Origin of the sequence: Streptomyces gossypii (assembly GCF_025165795.1) — a bacterium.
GTDB classification, from domain to species: Bacteria; Actinomycetota; Actinomycetes; order Streptomycetales; family Streptomycetaceae; genus Streptomyces; species Streptomyces gossypii.
In genome coordinates this window covers 184753-202548 of sequence record NZ_JAJAGO010000002.1, presented here as the reverse complement: position 1 = coordinate 202548, position 17796 = coordinate 184753, and the positions used below count along the sequence as shown (strand labels likewise).

Annotated in this window: 17 protein-coding genes and 3 pseudogenes; 12 read left to right on the top strand and 8 right to left on the bottom strand. The window is 68.3% G+C overall.

The genetic code is table 11. The features are described from left to right. Positions 1–41: 41 nt before the first annotated feature. The 3 genes from vanH to vanX are packed head-to-tail and all read left to right on the top strand — an operon-like array spanning position 42 to position 2717. Positions 42–1019, top strand: a complete 978-nt coding sequence (gene vanH, locus LHJ74_RS04395; RefSeq protein WP_311203252.1) for a D-lactate dehydrogenase VanH — start codon at positions 42–44, stop codon at positions 1017–1019. Next, positions 1012–2058, top strand: coding sequence for a D-alanine--(R)-lactate ligase (gene vanA / locus LHJ74_RS04390; protein WP_260216169.1), 1047 nt, complete (start codon positions 1012–1014; stop codon positions 2056–2058). The genes vanH and vanA overlap by 8 nt, the downstream gene beginning before the upstream one ends. A 14-nt stretch (positions 2059–2072) precedes the next feature. Further along, positions 2073–2717, top strand: coding sequence for a D-Ala-D-Ala dipeptidase VanX (gene vanX / locus LHJ74_RS04385; protein WP_260216168.1), 645 nt, complete (start codon positions 2073–2075; stop codon positions 2715–2717). Positions 2718–2817: 100 nt separating this feature from the next. Here the strand turns inward: vanX and LHJ74_RS04380 are convergent, their stop codons facing one another. Together LHJ74_RS04380 and LHJ74_RS04375 are read right to left on the bottom strand one after the other, a co-directional pair. Further along, a complete protein-coding gene (locus tag LHJ74_RS04380; RefSeq protein WP_260216167.1) occupies positions 2818–3834 on the bottom strand; it encodes a hemolysin family protein in 1017 nt (338 codons plus the stop codon). Then, entirely contained in the window at positions 3831–5165 is a 1335-nt protein-coding gene (locus LHJ74_RS04375; RefSeq protein ID WP_260216166.1) for a hemolysin family protein, read from the bottom strand. The genes LHJ74_RS04380 and LHJ74_RS04375 overlap by 4 nt, the downstream gene beginning before the upstream one ends. A 432-nt stretch (positions 5166–5597) precedes the next feature. On the opposite strand from LHJ74_RS04375, the gene LHJ74_RS04370 reads away from it, so the two are divergent. Both LHJ74_RS04370 and LHJ74_RS04365 read left to right on the top strand, forming a co-directional pair. Next, positions 5598–5819 (top strand): hypothetical protein, encoded by a 222-nt coding sequence (locus LHJ74_RS04370; protein ID WP_260216165.1) that lies wholly within the window; start codon positions 5598–5600, stop codon positions 5817–5819. A gap of 96 nt (positions 5820–5915) precedes the next feature. Continuing rightward, positions 5916–6965 carry a sporulation protein gene (locus LHJ74_RS04365; protein ID WP_260216164.1) on the top strand — a complete coding sequence of 350 codons (1050 nt, stop codon included), beginning with the start codon at positions 5916–5918 and terminating at the stop codon, positions 6963–6965. Between the two features lie 68 nt (positions 6966–7033). Here the strand turns inward: LHJ74_RS04365 and LHJ74_RS04360 are convergent, their stop codons facing one another. Together LHJ74_RS04360 and LHJ74_RS04355 are read right to left on the bottom strand one after the other, a co-directional pair. Beyond that, entirely contained in the window at positions 7034–7966 is a 933-nt protein-coding gene (locus LHJ74_RS04360) for a M56 family metallopeptidase (RefSeq protein ID WP_260216161.1), read from the bottom strand. A gap of 2 nt (positions 7967–7968) precedes the next feature. Further along, positions 7969–8376 carry a BlaI/MecI/CopY family transcriptional regulator gene (locus LHJ74_RS04355; RefSeq protein WP_260216160.1) on the bottom strand — a complete coding sequence of 136 codons (408 nt, stop codon included), beginning with the start codon at positions 8374–8376 and terminating at the stop codon, positions 7969–7971. Positions 8377–8671: 295 nt separating this feature from the next. Here LHJ74_RS04355 and LHJ74_RS04350 point away from each other — a divergent pair, with 295 nt between their 5' ends. Next, positions 8672–9253, top strand: a complete 582-nt coding sequence (locus tag LHJ74_RS04350; protein WP_260216159.1) for a TerD family protein — start codon at positions 8672–8674, stop codon at positions 9251–9253. A 20-nt stretch (positions 9254–9273) separates the two neighbouring features. On the opposite strand, the pseudogene LHJ74_RS34335 reads toward LHJ74_RS04350, so the two are convergent. Next, a pseudogene (locus LHJ74_RS34335) lies at positions 9274–9573 on the bottom strand (hypothetical protein); the annotation flags it as partial. A gap of 154 nt (positions 9574–9727) precedes the next feature. On the opposite strand from LHJ74_RS34335, the pseudogene LHJ74_RS04345 reads away from it, so the two are divergent. After that, positions 9728–9871, top strand: a pseudogene (locus LHJ74_RS04345) (twin-arginine translocase TatA/TatE family subunit); the annotation flags it as partial. A 371-nt stretch (positions 9872–10242) separates the two neighbouring features. On the opposite strand, the gene LHJ74_RS04340 reads toward LHJ74_RS04345, so the two are convergent. Continuing rightward, complete coding sequence (locus LHJ74_RS04340; protein ID WP_260216157.1) at positions 10243–11175, bottom strand: class I SAM-dependent methyltransferase; 933 nt, start codon at positions 11173–11175, stop codon at positions 10243–10245. Between the two features lie 145 nt (positions 11176–11320). Continuing rightward, a complete protein-coding gene (locus tag LHJ74_RS04335; RefSeq protein ID WP_260216156.1) occupies positions 11321–11467 on the bottom strand; it encodes a hypothetical protein in 147 nt (48 codons plus the stop codon). Between the two features lie 237 nt (positions 11468–11704). On the opposite strand from LHJ74_RS04335, the gene LHJ74_RS04330 reads away from it, so the two are divergent. From LHJ74_RS04330 to LHJ74_RS04320, 4 genes are all read left to right on the top strand, one after another. Further along, the gene (locus LHJ74_RS04330; protein ID WP_260216155.1) at positions 11705–12109 is read left to right on the top strand and encodes a PGPGW domain-containing protein; all 405 of its coding nucleotides are present in this window, start codon (positions 11705–11707) and stop codon (positions 12107–12109) included. Between the two features lie 181 nt (positions 12110–12290). After that, positions 12291–12368, top strand: a complete 78-nt coding sequence (locus LHJ74_RS34600) for a 50S ribosomal protein bL37 (RefSeq protein ID WP_511262216.1) — start codon at positions 12291–12293, stop codon at positions 12366–12368. Positions 12369–12436: 68 nt separating this feature from the next. Next, entirely contained in the window at positions 12437–12721 is a 285-nt protein-coding gene (locus tag LHJ74_RS04325; protein ID WP_311203251.1) for a GHMP family kinase ATP-binding protein, read from the top strand. A 298-nt stretch (positions 12722–13019) separates the two neighbouring features. Beyond that, positions 13020–15989 carry a CARDB domain-containing protein gene (locus LHJ74_RS04320; protein ID WP_260216153.1) on the top strand — a complete coding sequence of 990 codons (2970 nt, stop codon included), beginning with the start codon at positions 13020–13022 and terminating at the stop codon, positions 15987–15989. Between the two features lie 76 nt (positions 15990–16065). Here the strand turns inward: LHJ74_RS04320 and LHJ74_RS04315 are convergent. Then, positions 16066–16343 (bottom strand): annotated as a pseudogene (locus tag LHJ74_RS04315) (hypothetical protein); the annotation flags it as partial. Positions 16344–16668: 325 nt separating this feature from the next. Between LHJ74_RS04315 and LHJ74_RS04310 the strand changes: the two are divergent. Continuing rightward, positions 16669–17688 (top strand): LacI family DNA-binding transcriptional regulator, encoded by a 1020-nt coding sequence (locus LHJ74_RS04310; protein ID WP_260216152.1) that lies wholly within the window; start codon positions 16669–16671, stop codon positions 17686–17688. The last annotated feature ends 108 nt before the right edge of the window (positions 17689–17796 follow it).

Genomic DNA, 17796 nt, shown 5'->3' with positions numbered 1-17796 from the left:
TACATATGTTCCGGCAACACCATGCCGCCTTGACTGGAGACATGACGTACAGCGAACCGTCCTGCATCACCGTCTATGGGTGCGGCCCGGATGAGGCCGCCTTGTTCCGAGAGTTGGCGCCTCGCTTCGGTGTGACGCCGGTCATCACGGACGCACCGGTATCCGAAGCGAATGCCGACCTGGCATCCGGAAGTCGATCCATCAGCGTCGGCCACAAGACCTCCATCGCCAATTCTGCTCTCCTCGCGCTGGGCCGGGCCGGCGTGACGTACATGTCCACGCGGAGCATCGGGTGCAACCACATCGATGTGGAATACGCGGACAGCGTCGGAATCACCGTGGGAAACGTCAGCTACTCGCCGGACAGCGTGGCCGACTTCACGCTGATGCAGATGCTGATGGCGGTGCGAGACGCGAAATCCATCGTCCGGAGCGCGGATGTGCACGACTACCGGCTGAACGAAGTGCGCGGCAGGGAACTGCGCGATCTGACCGTGGGTGTGATCGGCACAGGCCGCATCGGCACCGCGGTCGTGGACAGGCTGCGGGGCTTCGGCTGCCGAATACTCGCCCACGACAATCACCCCAAGGCCCCTGCCGAATACGTCTCTCTCGACGAGTTGCTGCAGCAGAGCGACATGGTCACGCTCCACGCGCCGCTCACCCCGGACACGTATCACCTGCTGGATCGGCAGCGTATCGAGCAGATGAAACAGGGTGCACTCGTCGTCAATACCGGACGTGGGGCGCTCATCGACACCGAGGCCCTGGTGTCGGCACTGGAAAGCGGCAGGCTCGGCGGCGCGGCACTGGATGTCGTCGAGGGCGAGGAAGGAATCTTCTACGCCGACTGCCGTAGGAGGCCGGTGGAAAGCAAGTCACTGCTGCGGCTGCAAGAGCTGCCGAATGTGCTCATCAGCCCGCACACCGCCTACTACACGGACCACGCGCTGCGGGACACGGTCGAAAACTCCCTCACCAACTGCCTGAAATTCGAAAACGGGAGCCAGCATGGATAAGTTGAAGGTCGGCATCGTCTTCGGCGGATGCTCCGAAGAGCACCCCATTTCCGTCAAGTCCGCGCAAGAGGTTGCCCGGAACCTCGACGCCGAGAAGTACGAACCGTTCTACATCGGTATCACGAAGGACGGCGCCTGGAAGCTCTGCGAGGGCCCCGATGCGGAGTGGGAGAACAGCAACTGCCGTCCGGCCGCACTGTCACCGGACAGCACCGTGCACGGACTGCTCGTCAAGCAACAGGGGCAGGAGCGGTACGAGACGATCCCCCTCGACGTCGTGCTGCCCGTGCTGCACGGCAAGCGCGGCGAGGACGGTGCGATGCAAGGGCTCCTTGAGCTCTCCGGCATCCCCTACGTGGGCTGCGATGTGCAGAGTTCCGCCCTGTGCATGGACAAATCCCTCGCCTACGTCGTCGCCAGAAGCGCGGGAATCGCCACGCCGAATTTCTGGACGGTCGCGGCCGACCAGGACATCGACCCCGAGCAACTCACCTATCCGGTGTTCGTGAAGCCGGCGCGTTCGGGCTCGTCCTTCGGGGTCACCAAGGTGCCCCGGGCAGAGGAACTGCAGAGCGCGGTGGAGACCGCACGGCAGTACGACGCGAAGGTGCTGATCGAGGAGGCCGTCGTCGGCAGCGAGATCGGATGCGCCGTCCTGGGCAACGAACTCGACCTGATGGCGGGCGAAGTGGACCGGATCGCGCTCTCCCACGGTTTCTTCCGGATCCATCAGGAGGACGCACCGGAGAACGGTTCCGACAACTCGACGGCGATCGTTCCCGCCGATATTCCGGCGGAATCGCGCCTGACCGCCCAGGAGACGGCCATGGCCGTATACCGCGCCCTGGGGTGCAGCGGTCTCGCACGGGTGGACATGTTCCTCAAGGAGGACGGAGCAGTGGTCCTCAACGAGGTGAACACCTTCCCCGGCATGACGTCGTACAGCCGCTACCCGCGCATGATGGCGGCCGCAGGAGTGCCGCTCGGCGAAGTCCTCGACCGGATCCTGTCCTTGGCCTTGACGGGAAAGAGCCGGTGAAGGGGGAAAGGCCGATGAAGGACGACTTCGTCTTCATCGACGAGCTTCCAGCCGGAACAGCCGGAACAGCCGGAATGCGCTGGGACGCCAAGTACGCCACATGGGACAACTTTACCGGCAAACCCGTGGACGGGTACCTGGCCAATCGGATCGTCGGCACGAGGGCGCTGTGCGAAGCCCTGGAACGAGCGCGCGAGCGGGCCGAAACCCAGGGCTTCGGCCTGCTTCTCTGGGACGGTTACCGCCCGCAGCGCGCCGTCGACTGCTTCGTGCGCTGGTCACAGCAGCCGGAAGACGGCCGCACGAAGGCACGGCACCATCCGAACATCGGCCGGGCCGAGATGTTCGAGCAGGGATACGTCGCCGCCAAGTCGGGTCACAGCCGGGGCAGCACCGTCGACCTCACGCTCTACGACCTCGCTTCCCGGGAGATCGTCCCCATGGGCGGTGGCCATGACCTGATGGATGCCCTCTCCCACCACGGAGCACAAGGGATCACGCAAGCCGAAGCGAGAAACCGCCGGCACCTCCGTACCCTCATGGAGGCCTGCGGTCTCATCGCATACGACTGCGAGTGGTGGCATTACACGCTGGCCGACGAACCGTATCCGGACACCTACTTCGATTTCCCCATCACCTCCTCCCCCTCGCGTGGGTGAGACGCCCGGCGGCGTACCCCGGCGTCGCCGTCTACGCAGCGCTCGAAGTCGGCAGGGCTACGCAGGAGGATTCGAATCGCGATCGCGCCGTACAACCTGGTCAGGTGGGTGTGGGGCCGACCAGTTCTCCCAGGACGTCTTCCATGGTCACGAAGCCGATGACGGTTGCCTTCTTGCCGGTGACGGCGGCCAGGTGGGTGCCGGCGGCGCGCATGGCGGTCATGGTGTCGTCGAGCGGGGTGTCGATCTCGACCTTGATGACCGGGTGAAGGGCGCTGGGCGGGAACGGCTGGGTACGGTCGGCGACCCCCAGGGCGTCCTTGATGTGGAGGTAGCCCAGCACCTCCTTGCCGGGACCGGTGACCGGCAGCCGGGAGAAGCCCGAGGCGACAGCGGCACGCTCCAGTTGCTGCGAGGTGATGTGGTGATCCACTGTGACCGTCCTGCTCACCGGCACCATCACCTCACCCACCGGGCGAGTCCCCAGTTCCAGGGCGTCTTGGAGGCGTTCGCCGTCCTCGGCGTCGAGCAGTCCGGCCTCGCTGGAGTCCTTGACCAGGCGGGCGAGTTCGTCGTCGGTGAAGACGGAGGCGATTTCGTCCTTCGGGTCGACCTTCAGCAGCCGCAGCAGGGCGTTGGCGAAGGCGTTGATGCCGAAGATCGCGGGCTTGAGGGCGCGGGTGAGGGCGACGAGCGGCGGACCGAGCAGCAGCGCGGTCGGTGCGGGGGCAGCGAGCGCGATGTTCTTCGGCACCATCTCGCCGATCAGCATGTGGAGATACGTCGCCGCCGTGAGTGCGACCACGAAGGCGATCGGGTGGATCAGGGCATCAGGCACGCCGACCGCGTGGAACGGCGGCTCCAGCAGGTGGGCGATGGCCGGTTCGGCGACCGCGCCCAGCACGAGGGAGGAGACGGTGATGCCGAGCTGTGCGGTGGCCATCACCGCGGACAGGTGCTTCACGCCCCACAGGGTGGTCTTCGCACGCCGGTTGCCCTTATGCGCGGCCGGTTCGATCTGGCTGCGGCGTACCGAGATCAGGGCGAACTCGGCGCCTACGAAGAACGCGTTGGTGATCAGGGTGAGCGCGCCGATCAGCAGCTGGAGCGTGGTCATCGGGCGTCCTGCCTGTCGGTCTGATCGGCGGTCGGGGCGGTGAGGTGGAGCCGGTCGGCCCGGTGGTGCTCGATGTGGAGCACGGCCAGCTGCCATCCGTCCACGTGGACCCGGTCGGTCACGGCCGGGATGCGCTCCAGGCGGGTCGCGACCAGTCCGGCCAGGGTCTCGTACGGGCCCGGCGGGGCCTCGAAGCCGATTTCGCTGAGCTGGTCCAGGCGGACACTGCCGTCCGCCTCCCACGTCGGCCGCCCGTCGGCAGCCGGCGCCACGGGCATCAGGTCCAGCTCCTCCTGCGGGTCGTGTTCGTCGCGGACCTCGCCGACCACCTCTTCGACGATGTCCTCCACCGTGGCGACGCCTGCGGTCCCGCCGTATTCGTCGACGACCACGGCCATGGTGCGCGCCTGGCGCAACTGGCGAAGGATCTTGTCGACCGGCAGTGAGTGCGGCACCAGCAGTGCTTCGGTGACAAGGTCCGTGACCGCCGTGTCGGTCCGCTCGTCCTCTTCCAGGGCGAGGACGTCGCGGATGTGGACGGTGCCGATGACCTGATCCAGGCTGTCGCGGTAGACAGGAAAGAGGGACAGGCCGGTGGCCAGGGTGAGGTTCGCCGTGTCCGCGGCGGTGGCATGGGCCTCAAGTGCCTGGACGTCCACACGGGGGGTCATGACGTTCTCGGCGGTCAGCTCACCCAGGTGCAGGGTCTTCACGAACAGCTCGGCCGAGTCGGCCTCTATCGCCCCCTCGCGTGCGGAGTGCCGGGCCAGGGCGACCAGCTCCTCCGGGGTCCGCGCCGAGGCGAGCTCTTCCTGTGGTTCCAGACCGATGCGGCGCACCAGACGGTTCGCGGTGTTGTTCAGGTGCCGGATCAGCGGTGCGAACGCGGCCGTGAATCCGCGCTGCGGGCCTGCCACGACCTTGGCCACGGCCAGCGGGTTGGAGATCGCCCAGTTCTTTGGCACCAGCTCACCGACCACCATCAGCACCACCGTCGAGACGCCGACGCCCAGGACTGTCGCGAGAGTGGAGACGGCCCCGGAGGGAAGGCCGACGGCTTCAAGCGGGCCGCGCAGCAGAACGGCGAGCGAGGGCTCGGCGAGCATGCCGATCACCAGCGAGGTCACCGTGATGCCCAGCTGGGCACCGGACAGCTGGAAGGTCAGCTTGCGTACGGCCTTCAAAGCGCCCTCGGCACCGGGCTCGCCCGCTTGGGCGGCGGATTCCAGCTCACCGCGCTCGATCGTGGTCAGCGAGAACTCGGCAGCGACGAACACCGCACACGCCAGCGTGAGCGCCAGGGCCAGGAGCAGCAGCAGGATTTCGGTCACCGTGCCACCCCCGCTCCACTGCTCTGCGGATGACTGGGTAGGGCACGGCTGGGACTGGGAGGTTCACCCATCGCGGGTCTGGTGCTCCTTCTCGGCTCATCGGGTCGGTGGATCCTGGGCAGGTCGGTGAGGCGGCGGCGCCCCGGATAGATGGTAAAGGACCGGCAAAGTCCCTTGGGGGGCGATCTTGCCCCGCCTGGCGGGGCGCTTTTCGGACGTTCCGCCGGCGAGCCGCCGGGATGCCGCCCGGGCGGGGCACGCCACCCCTATGCTTCTACATGCGTGTAGAGAACGTGAGGGACGGCTCGGATGTTCCTGGCGCGGTGCGGGCGACGGCAGCCGGGAGGGGTCGCCGCATTGAGCAGGGCACCGGATCGCCGGAGCAGCGAGTCGCCTGGACTATCCATCCGTCGTTTCCCTGGGAGGGCTGTCGTGGCTTCAATCGACCTGGACAAGATGCTGGACAAGGCGTGGGCGGACAAGAGTCTGCCGGAGATCCTCGCCGCGCCGGTGGCGGCGCTGAAGGGAGTCTCGGACCGGGACGGTGAGCTCCTTCAGGAGGCGTTCGGCGTCAAGACGGTCGCCGACCTGGCCGAGTTGAAGTACGCGCGCTGGGCGCGGGCACTGGCCTCGCTGGACGCCTCCGCCAAGTAGTCCTCGCCCCGTCTGCTGGTGGGCTCCGCCTCCATGGAGCCCACCGGTCAGCGGTGGAAGGAACCCCCACGCACATATGAAGGAGGGAACGCCACGATGGTGTTCAGGCGGTTGCTTGGCTCGCTCGGTGTGGGTGGCCCCACGGTGGACACGGTCCTTGCCCAGGGTGGTGTGCTGCCCGGCGGCACCTTGAGCGGGGAGGTGAATCTCAAGGGCGGTGACACCGACTTCACGATCGATCACCTCACCCTGGAGCTCGTGGCCCGCGTCGAGGCAGAGCACGATGGCGGGGAATCCGAGGGCGCGGTCGTCTTCGACCGGTTCAGCGTGGGCGGGAACTTCCGCCTCGCCGCCGGTGAGCTGCACAGCGTGCCCTTCAGCGTGATGCTGCCGTGGGAGACCCCGGTCACCGAGCTGTACGGGCAGCCCCTGGGCATCCTGCTCGGGGTACGTACCGGACTGGCGGTCGCGGGCGCGAAGGACAAGGGCGACCTCGACCCCCTGTCCGTGCACCCGCTGCCCGCCCAGGAGGCCATCCTCGAAGCGCTCGGGCAGCTCGGCTTCGGCTTCAGGTCCGCAGACCTGGAGCTGGGACACATCGGGGGTACCGGACAGCAGCTGCCCTTCTACCAGGAGATCGAGCTCTCCCCTTCTGCGCAGTACGCGCACCGGATCAACGAGATCGAGGTGACCTTCCTCGCCGGCCCGGGAGGGCTGGACGTGGTCTTGGAGGCCGACAAGCGTGGCGGTCTCTTCACCGAGGGCCACGACGCCGTGACCCGCTACACCGTCAGCCACGACGGTGTCGAGCAGCTCAACTGGCACGCCGAAGTCGATGGCTGGATCCGCCAGCTGGTCGAGAACCACGCCTCCCGTGAGCCGCATGGCTCGTACGGGCACGGCGGTTCGCACCCCGGCGGATACGACGGGCACGGCGATCCCCACGGCGCCCACAGCAGCCACACCCACAAGGATGAGCACGGCGACGGTCACGGGCACCGGTCCGGTCCGGGAATGGGCACCGTGGTCGCAGCCGGTGCGGCGGGCCTCGCCGTCGGTGTGGTCGGCGGCATGGTCGCGGCAGAAGCTGTCGACGAGGTCGGTGACTTCTTCGAAGGCGACGACGAAGAAGAAGACGAGGGGTAAGGAGCCTGTGCCCCGCCCCGGGGTGCTGCTGCCTCGGCGGCAGCCCTCCTCAATGCCTGCCGCTCCGGCTACATAGGGGTGGCCGCGCGCAGGATGAGGATCAGCGTGACGGTCGAGTTCGCGGAGGACAGCGCTGAGACGGTGGTGCCGGCCGCGGCTCCCCAGGTGGCCAGACCGACCGTGGTGAAGACCGGCGGCCAGTTCGCTCCCGCAGGAGCCGGTCCCAGCAGGGCGGCAACCCGGCGCGGCACCGGCCCCGCTGCGGCGGCGAAGTGCGCGAGCGTGGCGAGCGGCGCACCCCGGGAGAGCAGTGCCGACTTGCCGATCGCCCGTGCCATGGTGTGCCGGCTGCCGACAGCGGCGGCCGCCTCCTCGTCCGCCCACCGCTCAGCGGTGTAGGCGACGGCGGTCCGCAGCGGCCGCAGGAACGGGTTGGCTCGCGCCGCGAGCTGCACGGTGAGCAGGAACCGGTGGTGGCGGCGGGCCAGATGCACGCGTTCATGGGCGAACAGGGCGCGCCGCTCGGACGGTTTGAGCCCGGCCAGCATTCCGGTCGTGACCACGATCCGGTCCCGCCTGCCGGGGAGCGCGTACGCGTAGGGCGTCGGGTCGGGCAGCACCGCCACCGACGTGGCGGGCAGTCCCGCAAGAGCGTTCGCGGCCCGGCGGCGTACCCGATGGTGCTGCCAAGCCGCGCAGGTGCACGCCGCGAGCACCGCGATCAGGGCGGGGATGGCGGCCCTGCCCGCGACCTCCTCATAGGGCACCGCCTCACGGACCTCCGGGTCCGACCAGCCGTCGGGCAGCGGGTTACCGGGCAACTGTGCGGTGCCGACCACCATCAGCAGCGCCAGGCAGAGAGTGCTGCACACCGCGAACACAGCGGTAACGCCGGTCAGCAGCCAGGTCGCTGCCTTGGGATGCAGGCGCTGTTCGGCAAGGCGGGCGATCGGCCAGGCCGTCAGGGGCAGTACCAGCGGGAGGAAGACGAAGACCCCCATGACTACCGGTCTTCCTCCTCACCGGGGGCTTGGACGAGCAGGTCGCGCAGCAGCCTCTCATCCGTCGGCGAGAGTACGGTCACGAAGCTCGCCAGGACCGCCCCCCGGTCCGTCTCGGCATCCAGCACCCGCCGCATACGCAGGGCTGCGAGCCCGGCCTCGTCGGCGACTGGCGTCCATTCGAAGGACCGGCCGACCCGCTGGCGGGCGACCGCATCCTTGGCGTGCAGCCGGGTCAGGATGGTCATCACCGTGGTGTACGCGAGATCGCCGCTCAGCCGGTCCTGGACCCAGGCCGCGGTGACCGCCTTGGGGGCCTGGCGCAAAACGGCCAGCACCTGTCCCTCCAGCTCGCCCTGTCCGCGCCGCCGGGGATGCTGATCGGCACCACCTTTGTTCTGGTCCGTCATGCCGTCAGCCTCCTGCCTCCTGGCCCGCGTGCTGCTGCGGGTGGTTCATCGTACTCAAGCGTGCGGCCGGTCCTGCCCCGTCAACGACGCCTTGGCCGACCAATGCCGCCACTCTTGCCCGGGCCCACGCCAGGTGGTGTCAGGCCCTGATCGAGCGTGGGTTGATTCGGTTCCTCCGTCGCCGGTTACGACCCCCGCTCGCGTCCTCTACAGTGATGTAGATACACATGGGTCATGCCGGTGTGTTACTCGGCCGGTACTCTCCGGCCCGCCCCCAATGCCAGGAGGAAAACCGGTGGGAGTCACGCTGACCAAGGGCCAGCAGATCAGCCTGGAGAAGACCGGAGGGCCGGGGCTCAGCGTCGTACGCATGGGGCTGGGCTGGCAGGCCGCACCCCGCAAGGGCTTCCTTGCCAAGCTCAGGGCCCGCGAGATCGATCTCGACGCCTCGGCGGTGCTCTTCGCCGAGGGCAAGGCGGTCGATGTCGTCTTCTTCCAGCACCTGGTCAGCGACGACGGTTCGGTCCGCCACACCGGCGACAACCTCGTCGGCGGTGCCGGGCAAGGCGGCGACGACGAGTCGATTCTTGTGGACCTGTCGCGTGTGCCCGTCCACGTCGAGCAGATCGTCTTCACCGTCAACTCCTTCACCGGCCAGACCTTCGCCGAGGTGGAGAACGCCTTCTGCCGTCTCATCGATGAGAACACCGGTCAGGAGCTGGCTCGCTACACCCTCTCCGGCGGCGGCGCCTACACCGCCCAGATCATGGCCAAGGTCCACCGCTCCGGCGGTACCTGGCACATGTCCGCTATGGGAGAACCGGCCAATGGCCGCACCTTCCAGGACCTGATGCCTACTATCGCCAGCCACCTGTAGGCCCTCTTGGGCAGAGCTCTGACGAAGGAAGCGAGAAGGACGTAGGAGGCGTAGTAGAGGATGGTCCAGCGGGAGATCTCCAGGCCCGCACGGACCGCGTCGCCGATACCGTAGGCGGCGACGCAGGTGTGCTCGGCGACGCGTAACCAGCGCTGCCAGTCCTCGGCCTGCCCCGAGTACGTCTGGACTCCGAGTAAGGCGGCGTTGGCGAGGATCAGTGTGAAGACGGTGACGGCGAACCAGCGCGCTTCCGTGACCCCGCGGCACGTCCGCGCCAGGATCTCGCGGGTGGGAACCACACCGGCCGTGCGGTCCGTCATCCTGTTCTGTTCCTCCGTGCGGCGCACTGTTTCCGGTCAACCGGGCTGGAATGCGGGCTTGTTGAGTCCTCCCACTCCCAGGGATACTTCTACATCGCTGTAGATTCCGGTGCGTCGTCGGCTCGCCGCGCCTTCCGAGGAGAGAGCTGACCTGATGTTCGGTTTCGGTGAACTGGCCCTGATCCTCCTCGTGGTCGTCGTCGTCCTCGCAATCAAGAAACTGCCAGAGCTCACGCGTTCGGCAGGCAAGGCGGCGCGGATCCTCAAGAGCGAGAAGAAGGCGTTGAAAAGGGACGAATGACGCGCCCTTTGTCGTCGCGGTCGACCGCGAGCGGACTGTTTGCCGCGAGGGAAATGAACCCGCCGCCCGCATGCGATTGGGTGGGCATGCGGGCGGCGGGAGTCGGAGACCGGGCCCCTCGGCTTCGTCAGCCTCTGGAATACTGCTGGTGAGAAGTGCCTCAAGTGGTCGTCTCGAATTGCCCCCGCAACGGCTCCTGGCGGTATGCCCACTGGTGGGCACACCGCGTCGGGGCAGCGGGATCGAGCAGGACGGAAACAGGTGGTCTCGTTGAAGCGGTCGCGGAGACACCGCTCAGCTGCGACGCGACCCAAAGCGACGCCGCCCGCCGCGTCAGCCGTCCACGCGCACCTGGAGCGGCTTCGCGCTCATGCCTTGGCCCGCAGGAAGGCGCTCGTGGACACGGCCCCCACCAGCTCCAACCGGGTCTCCGCGGTGAGGTACTCGTCCGCCGCCAGCTTCACCCCCGGCCAGGTGCGGTCTCCGTAGTCGTCGACGATCACCACGCCCCCGGGTGCGATGATCCCCTCGACCCACTCCAGGTCGGCGCGCACGCCCTCGGCCGAGTGGTCACCGTCCACGACGACCACGCCGTACGAGCGGTCGGACACCGCCTGGCGGATAGCCGGGTCGCCGGAGAAGCCCTGGTGCAGGCGGACCCGCTCCGGCGGTACCCCGGCGAGTTCCAGGTTCGCCCGGACGACAGCCTCGCTGACCGGCGAGCCCGAGGGGTCCTTGGGGTTGTCGGTGCCGGGCTGGAGCTGCACCTCGGCCAGCGGGTCCACGATGGTCAGCGAGCAGCGCTGCCCGCTGCGCGAGAACTGCCGGGCGAGCGCGGAGGAGAACAGGCCGTACAGGGTGCCGATCTCCAGTACGTCGGCGTTCGGCGGGCCGAGCAGCTGGGGGGTGACGAGCTTGCCGAGGATGTTGGGCGTTCCGCCGGCGATCCGGCCGACGCCGCGCATTTCCACCTCGGCCAGCGTCCGGAAGGCCGCGGCGACGTACGGGCGGGCGTTCCGCTCCCCCGTCGCGGCCTCCACCTCCTTGACCAGGGTGTCGATGGACCCCTTGGTCGGCATCCGGGGCGAGGGCCGCCCCTCCTTGCCGAACAGCAGCTCCAGGGTGTAGCGGGACACCCGGGCCTCCTGGAGCTCTTCGGACATCGTGTCGAGCCGCGAGTGCAGCTCCTTGACCTCGTCGGCGTTCGATTTGCGAACGACGCGCTCGATGTGGCGGTCCAGGTATCGGATGATCGGTCGCAGCGCCTTGCGGCCTGCGGCAGTGGAGCCGAGAGAGGGCATGCCCGGCAGCCCAGCAGATGATTCGCCCGCTGCATACCAAAAGGGCAGGGGTTCGCCTACTCGACGCCAAGAGTTCGCCTCCGGCGGGGCCGGGACCGCGAGTTGGAGCGGGGGCGGGGCGGAGGTCGCCGGGCGGGGGAGCGGGTCAGTGCCGACCGCGCAGCCGCCGCAGCAGCCGCATGGCCTGCGCGCGCTTCCTGGGGTCGGCAGCCGCCCGCCGGGCGGAGTCGACAGCTTTCCGCCCCTGTGGGCTCCGACTGAACTCCTTGATCCTGTTGATCAGACCGGACACGGTGGTCCACCTCCTGAAGCGGCGACCTCCACGGTAACCGAGGGCGGACCTCGCCGGTCGGCCGGAACCCCGAGCGGAGCCAGGAATCTCCGGGCGGAGGCACCGGGGCCCGCCGGTGACTCGGACGGCGGACGCCCGGCGGCCGGCGCGGGCCCCGCCGGGAGCGGCAGCCGCTCCCCCGCTGGTGCCTGGATTACCGTGAGCCCGCATGTCACGGCAATGACAGGAGGCCCGCACATGGCAGTGACCCGGTCGGTCAAGCGGCTGCTGGTGCTGACGGCCGGTGTCGTGCTGCTGGCGATCGGTGCCGCGCTGCTGGTCCTCCCCGGGCCCGGCCTGCTGCTGGTGCTGGCGGGGCTGGTGGTGCTCGCCCGGGAGTTCCCCGCGGTGGAGCGGTATGTCGGCCCCGTACGGGCCCGGGCCATGCGGGCTGCCGAGGAGAGCGTGTCCTTGAGATGGCGCCTCGTGGGCTCGGCGTGCGTGGCCGCCGCACTGGTTGCCGCCGGGGTGGTGTGGGGGCTGGTGCCGGAGCTGCCGCTGGCCGGCTGGAGCACCGGCTCGGGGCTGATCCTCTCCGGATTTCTGCTGGTCGCCCTGCTTGTGTGGAGCTACCGCCACCATCACCCTCGTCGCGTGCCCTGACCCGCCGGACCGGGCCGGGTAGCGGACCCAGGGACCGGGCCGGGGAGGGCGAGGGACTTCCCCCCGGAGAGCCTTGTGCGACGGTGCGGTTCCGCGCTCGGCAAGGGTGCACCCTCGGCAAGCGTGAAACTGCTGTGAAGTGGTAGAAGTAGGGCGGTCATCACCGTCGAGAGGAGGCGACATGCCATCGAAGCGGCGTCGCAAGAAGAAGGCCCGCCGCAAGAACGCGGCCAACCACGGTCGTCGGCCGCAGTCCTGAGCGGACGGCCCGTACCACCGGTCGGACCTGGGTCGGCCCGGGTCCGACCGGCTTCACCGGGCGGCCCCGTGCGCACCGGCCGCCCTCGAGCCCGGCGGGCCGCAACGCCCGTGGACGTCAGCCCGCACGTCAGCCCGCACCTCGACGCGGTCATCGACTGTGCGATCCCGCCCAGCCGTGGGCTCGGCTCCAGCGCGGCGTGCGCGCGTGCGGTAGTCCGCGCCCTCGCCGATCTGTTCGGCCGTGAAGTCGAGGAGAGCACGGTCTTCGATTCGGTGCAGACAGCCGAGAACGTGGCGCACGGCCATCGGTGTCCACGCACTCGCCGCCGGTGCTCCTGCCGGAGTACCTGAGCTTCGGCCCCGCTTGCCAGCTGACCCCCGCCCTGCGGAAACGCGGCGTCGGGGGCTCTTTCTTGGTGCTCGTGGGCACGGCCCCGCCGGGTGCCGCCGCCGGGTCCGACTGAGGATGCTGACCTGCCGTGTTGTGCGGCGGCAGGTGGCCGTCATGTGCGAAGCGTTGACAACCCCGTGACCCGTGGTAAATGTGTGGTACTGGCACCGCAAAAGAGCGACGATTTTACTCAAAGTCGGTAGTCAGTTCACGCAATTGCCAGGCCCCACTCCTCAGCCCCATGAGACAGAGGACGCCATGAGAGGGAAGAAACACCGCCGTCGGCTCATCACCGCCGCGCTCAGCACCGCATTGCTGTCCCTCGGGCTCATGCCCCTGACCTCCGGCACAGCCGCCGCCCGGCCACCCGAAGCCGAGGCGGCGAATCTGGCGCTGGACAAGCCGATCGAAGCGTCTTCGTCGACGCAGAACTACTTCGCCACGAACGCCAACGACGACAGCACCAGCACCTACTGGGAGGCGAGCGGCCATCCGTCGACGCTGACGGTGAAGCTCGGCGCCAACGCCGATCTCCAGTCGGTGGTTGTCAAGCTCAACCCCGACCCGGCCTGGTCGGCGCGCACGCAGAGCATCGAGGTACTCGGGCGCGAGCAGTCCGGCGAGAGCCTCACCTCGGTGAAAGCGCGTGCCGACTACACCTTCAGCCCCTCGGGGAACCAGAACACCGTGACCATCCCGGTCACCGGGAGCTACGCCGACGTACAGCTGAAGATCTCCGGCAACAGCTCCGGGTACGGCGGCCAGGTCGCGGAGTTCCAGGTGCTCGGCACCCCGGCGGCCAATCCGGACCTGACCCTCACCGATCTTGCCTGGGACCCCGCACAGCCCACGGAGACCGACGAGGTAACGGTGAACGCCACCGTGCGCAACACCGGCTCGGCGGCCGCGGCCGCGACGACGGCGAACGTCAGCCTGGACGGCACGGTCGCGGGCAGCGCTCCGGTGGCCGCGCTCGGCGCCGGTGAGTCGGCGACCGTGCCGGTCGCCATCGGCAAGCGGGCACAGGGAAGTTACACCGTCTCCGCGGCCGTCGACCCGACGGACACGATTCCCGAGCGGGACGACAGCAACAACAGCCGCACCGCCGACGCGAAACTGAAAGTCGGCCAGAGCCCGGGCCCCGATCTCGAGGTCACCGGCATCAGCTCCGACCCGGCCAACCCGGCAGTCGGCGCGGAGGTCAGGTTCGCCGTGAAGGTCCACAACCGCGGGACCAGCGCGGTGGACGCCGGCTCGGTGACACGTCTGACGGTGGGCAGCGCCACCCTGAACGGCACCGCTCCGGCGATCCCCGCCCAAGGGACGGCGACCGTCGACATCGGCGGCAGCTGGACCGCGACCAGCGGTGGCGCCACGCTCACCGCGAGCGCCGACGCCACCGACAGCGTGAAGGAGACGAACGAGGACAACAACGTGTTCGCGCGCTCCGTCGTGGTCGGACGCGGGGCGGCCGTGCCCTATGTCGAATACGAGGCGGAGGACGGCGAGTACGAGGGCACGCTCCTCGAGTCCGATGCCGAGCGCACCTTCGGCCACACCAACTTCGCCACCGAGTCCTCGGGGCGTGAGTCGGTACGCCTCAGCTCCACGGGTCAGTTCGTGGAGTTCACCTCGACCAGCGCGTCCAATTCCATCGTCGTACGCAACTCCATCCCGGACGCACCGGGCGGCGGAGGCAGCGAGGCAACACTCAGTCTCTACGCCGACGGTGAGTTCGCACAGAAGCTGACCCTCTCCTCCAAGCACAGCTGGCTCTACGGCAGCACCGACAGTCCGGAGGGCTTGACCAACACCCCGGGCGGCGACGCACGGCGGCTCTTCGACGAGTCGCACGCGCTGCTCGCGCAGACGTACCCGCCGGGCACCGAGTTCCGGCTGCAGCGTGACGCCGACGACTCCGCCGCCTACTACATCGTCGATCTCGTCGATCTGGAGCAGGTGGCACCGGCGGCGAGCAAGCCTGCCGCATGCACCTCGATAACCGAGTACGGGGCGACCCCGAACGACGGGACCGACGACACCGGCGCGATCCAGCGGGCCGTGACCGCCGACCAGAACGGCGACATCGAGTGCGTGTGGATCCCGGCCGGACAGTGGCGGCAGGAGCAGAAGATCCTCACCGACGACCCAGAGAACCGGGGCCAGTTCAATCAGGTGGGCATCCGTGACGTCACGATCCGCGGCGCGGGCATGTGGCACTCCCAGCTCTACACGCTGACCCCGCCGCACGAGGCGGGCGGCATCAACCATCCGCACGAGGGCAACTTCGGCTTCGACATCGACGACAACACCAAGATCTCCGACCTCGCCATCTTCGGCTCGGGCACCATCCGTGGCGGGGACGGCAACCACGAGGGCGGGGTCGGCCTCAACGGCCGGTTCGGCAAGGACACCAAGATCAACAACGTGTGGATCGAGCACGCCAACGTGGCCGCGTGGGTCGGCCGCGACTACAGCAACATCCCTGAACTGTGGGGACCGGGCGACAACGTGGAGTTCAGCGGCATGCGGATCCGCAACACCTATGCGGACGGCGTGAACTTCTCCAACGGCACCCGCAATTCCACGGTGTTCAACTCCTCCTTCCGCAACACCGGGGACGACGCGCTGGCGGTCTGGGCCAACAAGTACGTGAAGGACCCCTCGGTGGACGTCGGCCACGACAACACCTTCCGCAACAACACGGTCCAGCTGCCCTGGCGCGCCAACGGCATCGCGGTGTACGGGGGGTACGGCAACAAGATCGAGAACAACCTGATCTCCGACACGATGAACTACCCCGGCATCATGCTCGCGACGGATCACGACCCGCTGCCCTTCTCCGGGCAGACGCTGATCGCGAACAACGGCCTCTACCGCACGGGCGGCGCCTTCTGGAACGAGGACCAGGAGTTCGGCGCCATCACGCTGTTCGCGCAGGGTCCGGACATCCCCGGTGTCACGATCCGCGACACCGACATCCATGACTCGACGTACGACGGCATTCAGTTCAAGACCGGCGGCGGCGCCATGCCGGACGTGAAGATCACGGACGTGAAAATCTCCAAGTCCAACAACGGCTCCGGCATCCTCGCCATGGGCGGAGCCCGTGGCAGTGCGACGCTCGAGAACGTGACGATCACCGACTCGGCCGACGGGGACATCCTTGTCGAGCCCGGCTCGCAGTTCGTGATCAACGGAGGGGGTGCCAAGGCGGCGGCCGACTAGCTCCAAAGGCCGAGAGGCGGAGAGGCGCAGAGGCGATGCCGCCCGGGACCACGCCCGGGCGGCATCGTCCAGTTCAAGTCGGGTCGATGATGTCGACGGCGTTCACCCGGATTCCCCGGAAGGCTTTGGACGCGGAGAACGCCCGGATACCGGGGAAGGTGCGCCCCTTCCAGAAGGTGCCCCCGCCCGTTCGACGGTGATGTCCTCAAGGCTGGTCGGTCCGGGCCGGAAGCCGTTCATCGGGTAGCGGGCGTCGATCGCCGAGAAGAGCGCGAAGCTGTCGTCGCCGGTGGCCCGCGCCTCGTTGTTGGAGACGAGGTTGTCCGTGGAGCCGTTGGTGATGGTCGTCCGGTCCGTGTCGGCGCTGTGCCGACTCCCCGTCGGAGAGCCGGATATGGTCAGGTGCACATTTTTTGCAGTCAGCTGTGCGAGAATCCCGGAGACTTGTAGAGAGGTCTACAGTCCGTGCGAGAGTAAGATGTGCAAGGGGGCGGCGTGAATCCGCAAAAAACGAGCTGCTGACCACGTTGGTTCCGGGGTCCGGCATCCGCTGCCGCATTCACTGGTCATTGGCGTTCAGGGCGAATCGCTGCAAGTTCACGACGAATTCACGCCTTCTTGCAGTCGGACCCGACTAGGGCAGTAAGCAATTTGCAAGCCTTGCGCTAGTCTTGCGTACATGACGCGACGACTTGCTCAGGTTGCCAAAAAGGTCGGGGTCAGCGAGGCCACGGTCAGCCGGGTGCTCAACGGCAAACCGGGGGTCTCCGAGTCCACCCGGCAGTCCGTGCTGACCGCCCTGGACGTGCTCGGCTATGAGCGCCCCACGCAGCTGCGCGGAGAGCGGGCGCGGCTGGTCGGCCTGGTCCTGCCCGAACTGCAGAACCCCATCTTCCCCGCATTCGCCGAAGTGATCGGCGGAGCCCTGGCCCAGCAGGGCCTCACCCCGGTGCTGTGCACCCAGACCAAGGGCGGCGTCTCCGAGGCGGACTATGTGGAGCTGCTGCTCCAGCAGCAGGTCTCCGGGGTGGTGTTCGCCGGCGGCCTGTACGCACAGGCGGACGCCCCGCACGACCACTACAAGCAGCTCGCCGACCGCAGGATCCCCGTGGTCCTCGTCAACGCGGCAATCGATCACCTCGGCTTCCCCTGCGTCTCCTGCGACGACGCGGTCGCCGTCGAACAGGCCTGGCGTCATCTCGCCTCCCTCGGCCATGAGCGCATCGGCCTGGTGCTCGGTCCCGCCGACCACATGCCTTCACAGCGCAAGCTGGACATGGCCCGTCAGGCCGCAGCGGCGTCCGGGCTCGAGCTGCCCGAGGAGCGTGTCGTGCGGGCGATGTTCTCGCTCGAGGGCGGCCAGGCCGCCGCGACCCGGCTCATCGAGCGCGGCGTGACCGGGATCGTCTGCGCCAGCGACCCCATCGCACTCGGCGCCGTACGCGCCGCCCGCCGCAAGGGACTCGACGTCCCGCGTGACATCTCGGTGGTGGGCTATGACGACTCGGCGTTCATGAACTGCACCGAACCCCCGCTCACCACCGTGCGGCAGCCGATCGAGGCGATGGGCCGGGCCGCCGTCGAACTCCTGAGCGCACAGATCCAGGGCGGCGTGGTCCCGCTCGAAGAGCTGCTCTTCGAGCCCGAGCTGGTGGTCCGCGGATCCACCGGCCAGGCTCCGCGCGGCCACGCCGCCTAGCCCCGCGCAGCGAAGTCGGCGAGTAGAACCAACGCCCTGTCGAATATTTACAAGAGGAGCACGACATATTGCGGGGATCCGTCGTTGGTGGTTGAGTGTGGCGCGTCA

Bases quoted from the DNA above. Each gene is read 5' to 3' on its own strand.
- LHJ74_RS04365 (WP_260216164.1), top strand. From the start codon at position 5,916: ATGGTGTTCAGGCGGTTGCTTGGCTCGCTCGGTGTGGGTGGCCCCACG.
- LHJ74_RS04355 (WP_260216160.1), bottom strand. From the start codon at position 8,376: ATGACGGACCAGAACAAAGGTGGTGCCGATCAGCATCCCCGGCGGCGC.
- LHJ74_RS34600 (WP_511262216.1), top strand. From the start codon at position 12,291: ATGCCATCGAAGCGGCGTCGCAAGAAGAAGGCCCGCCGCAAGAACGCG.
- vanA (WP_260216169.1), top strand. From the start codon at position 1,012: ATGGATAAGTTGAAGGTCGGCATCGTCTTCGGCGGATGCTCCGAAGAG.
- vanH (WP_311203252.1), top strand. From the start codon at position 42: ATGACGTACAGCGAACCGTCCTGCATCACCGTCTATGGGTGCGGCCCG.
- LHJ74_RS04320 (WP_260216153.1), top strand. From the start codon at position 13,020: ATGAGAGGGAAGAAACACCGCCGTCGGCTCATCACCGCCGCGCTCAGC.
- LHJ74_RS04380 (WP_260216167.1), bottom strand. From the start codon at position 3,834: ATGACCACGCTCCAGCTGCTGATCGGCGCGCTCACCCTGATCACCAAC.
- LHJ74_RS04340 (WP_260216157.1), bottom strand. From the start codon at position 11,175: ATGCCCTCTCTCGGCTCCACTGCCGCAGGCCGCAAGGCGCTGCGACCG.
- vanX (WP_260216168.1), top strand. From the start codon at position 2,073: ATGAAGGACGACTTCGTCTTCATCGACGAGCTTCCAGCCGGAACAGCC.
- LHJ74_RS04360 (WP_260216161.1), bottom strand. From the start codon at position 7,966: ATGGGGGTCTTCGTCTTCCTCCCGCTGGTACTGCCCCTGACGGCCTGG.
- LHJ74_RS04330 (WP_260216155.1), top strand. From the start codon at position 11,705: ATGGCAGTGACCCGGTCGGTCAAGCGGCTGCTGGTGCTGACGGCCGGT.
- LHJ74_RS04310 (WP_260216152.1), top strand. From the start codon at position 16,669: ATGACGCGACGACTTGCTCAGGTTGCCAAAAAGGTCGGGGTCAGCGAG.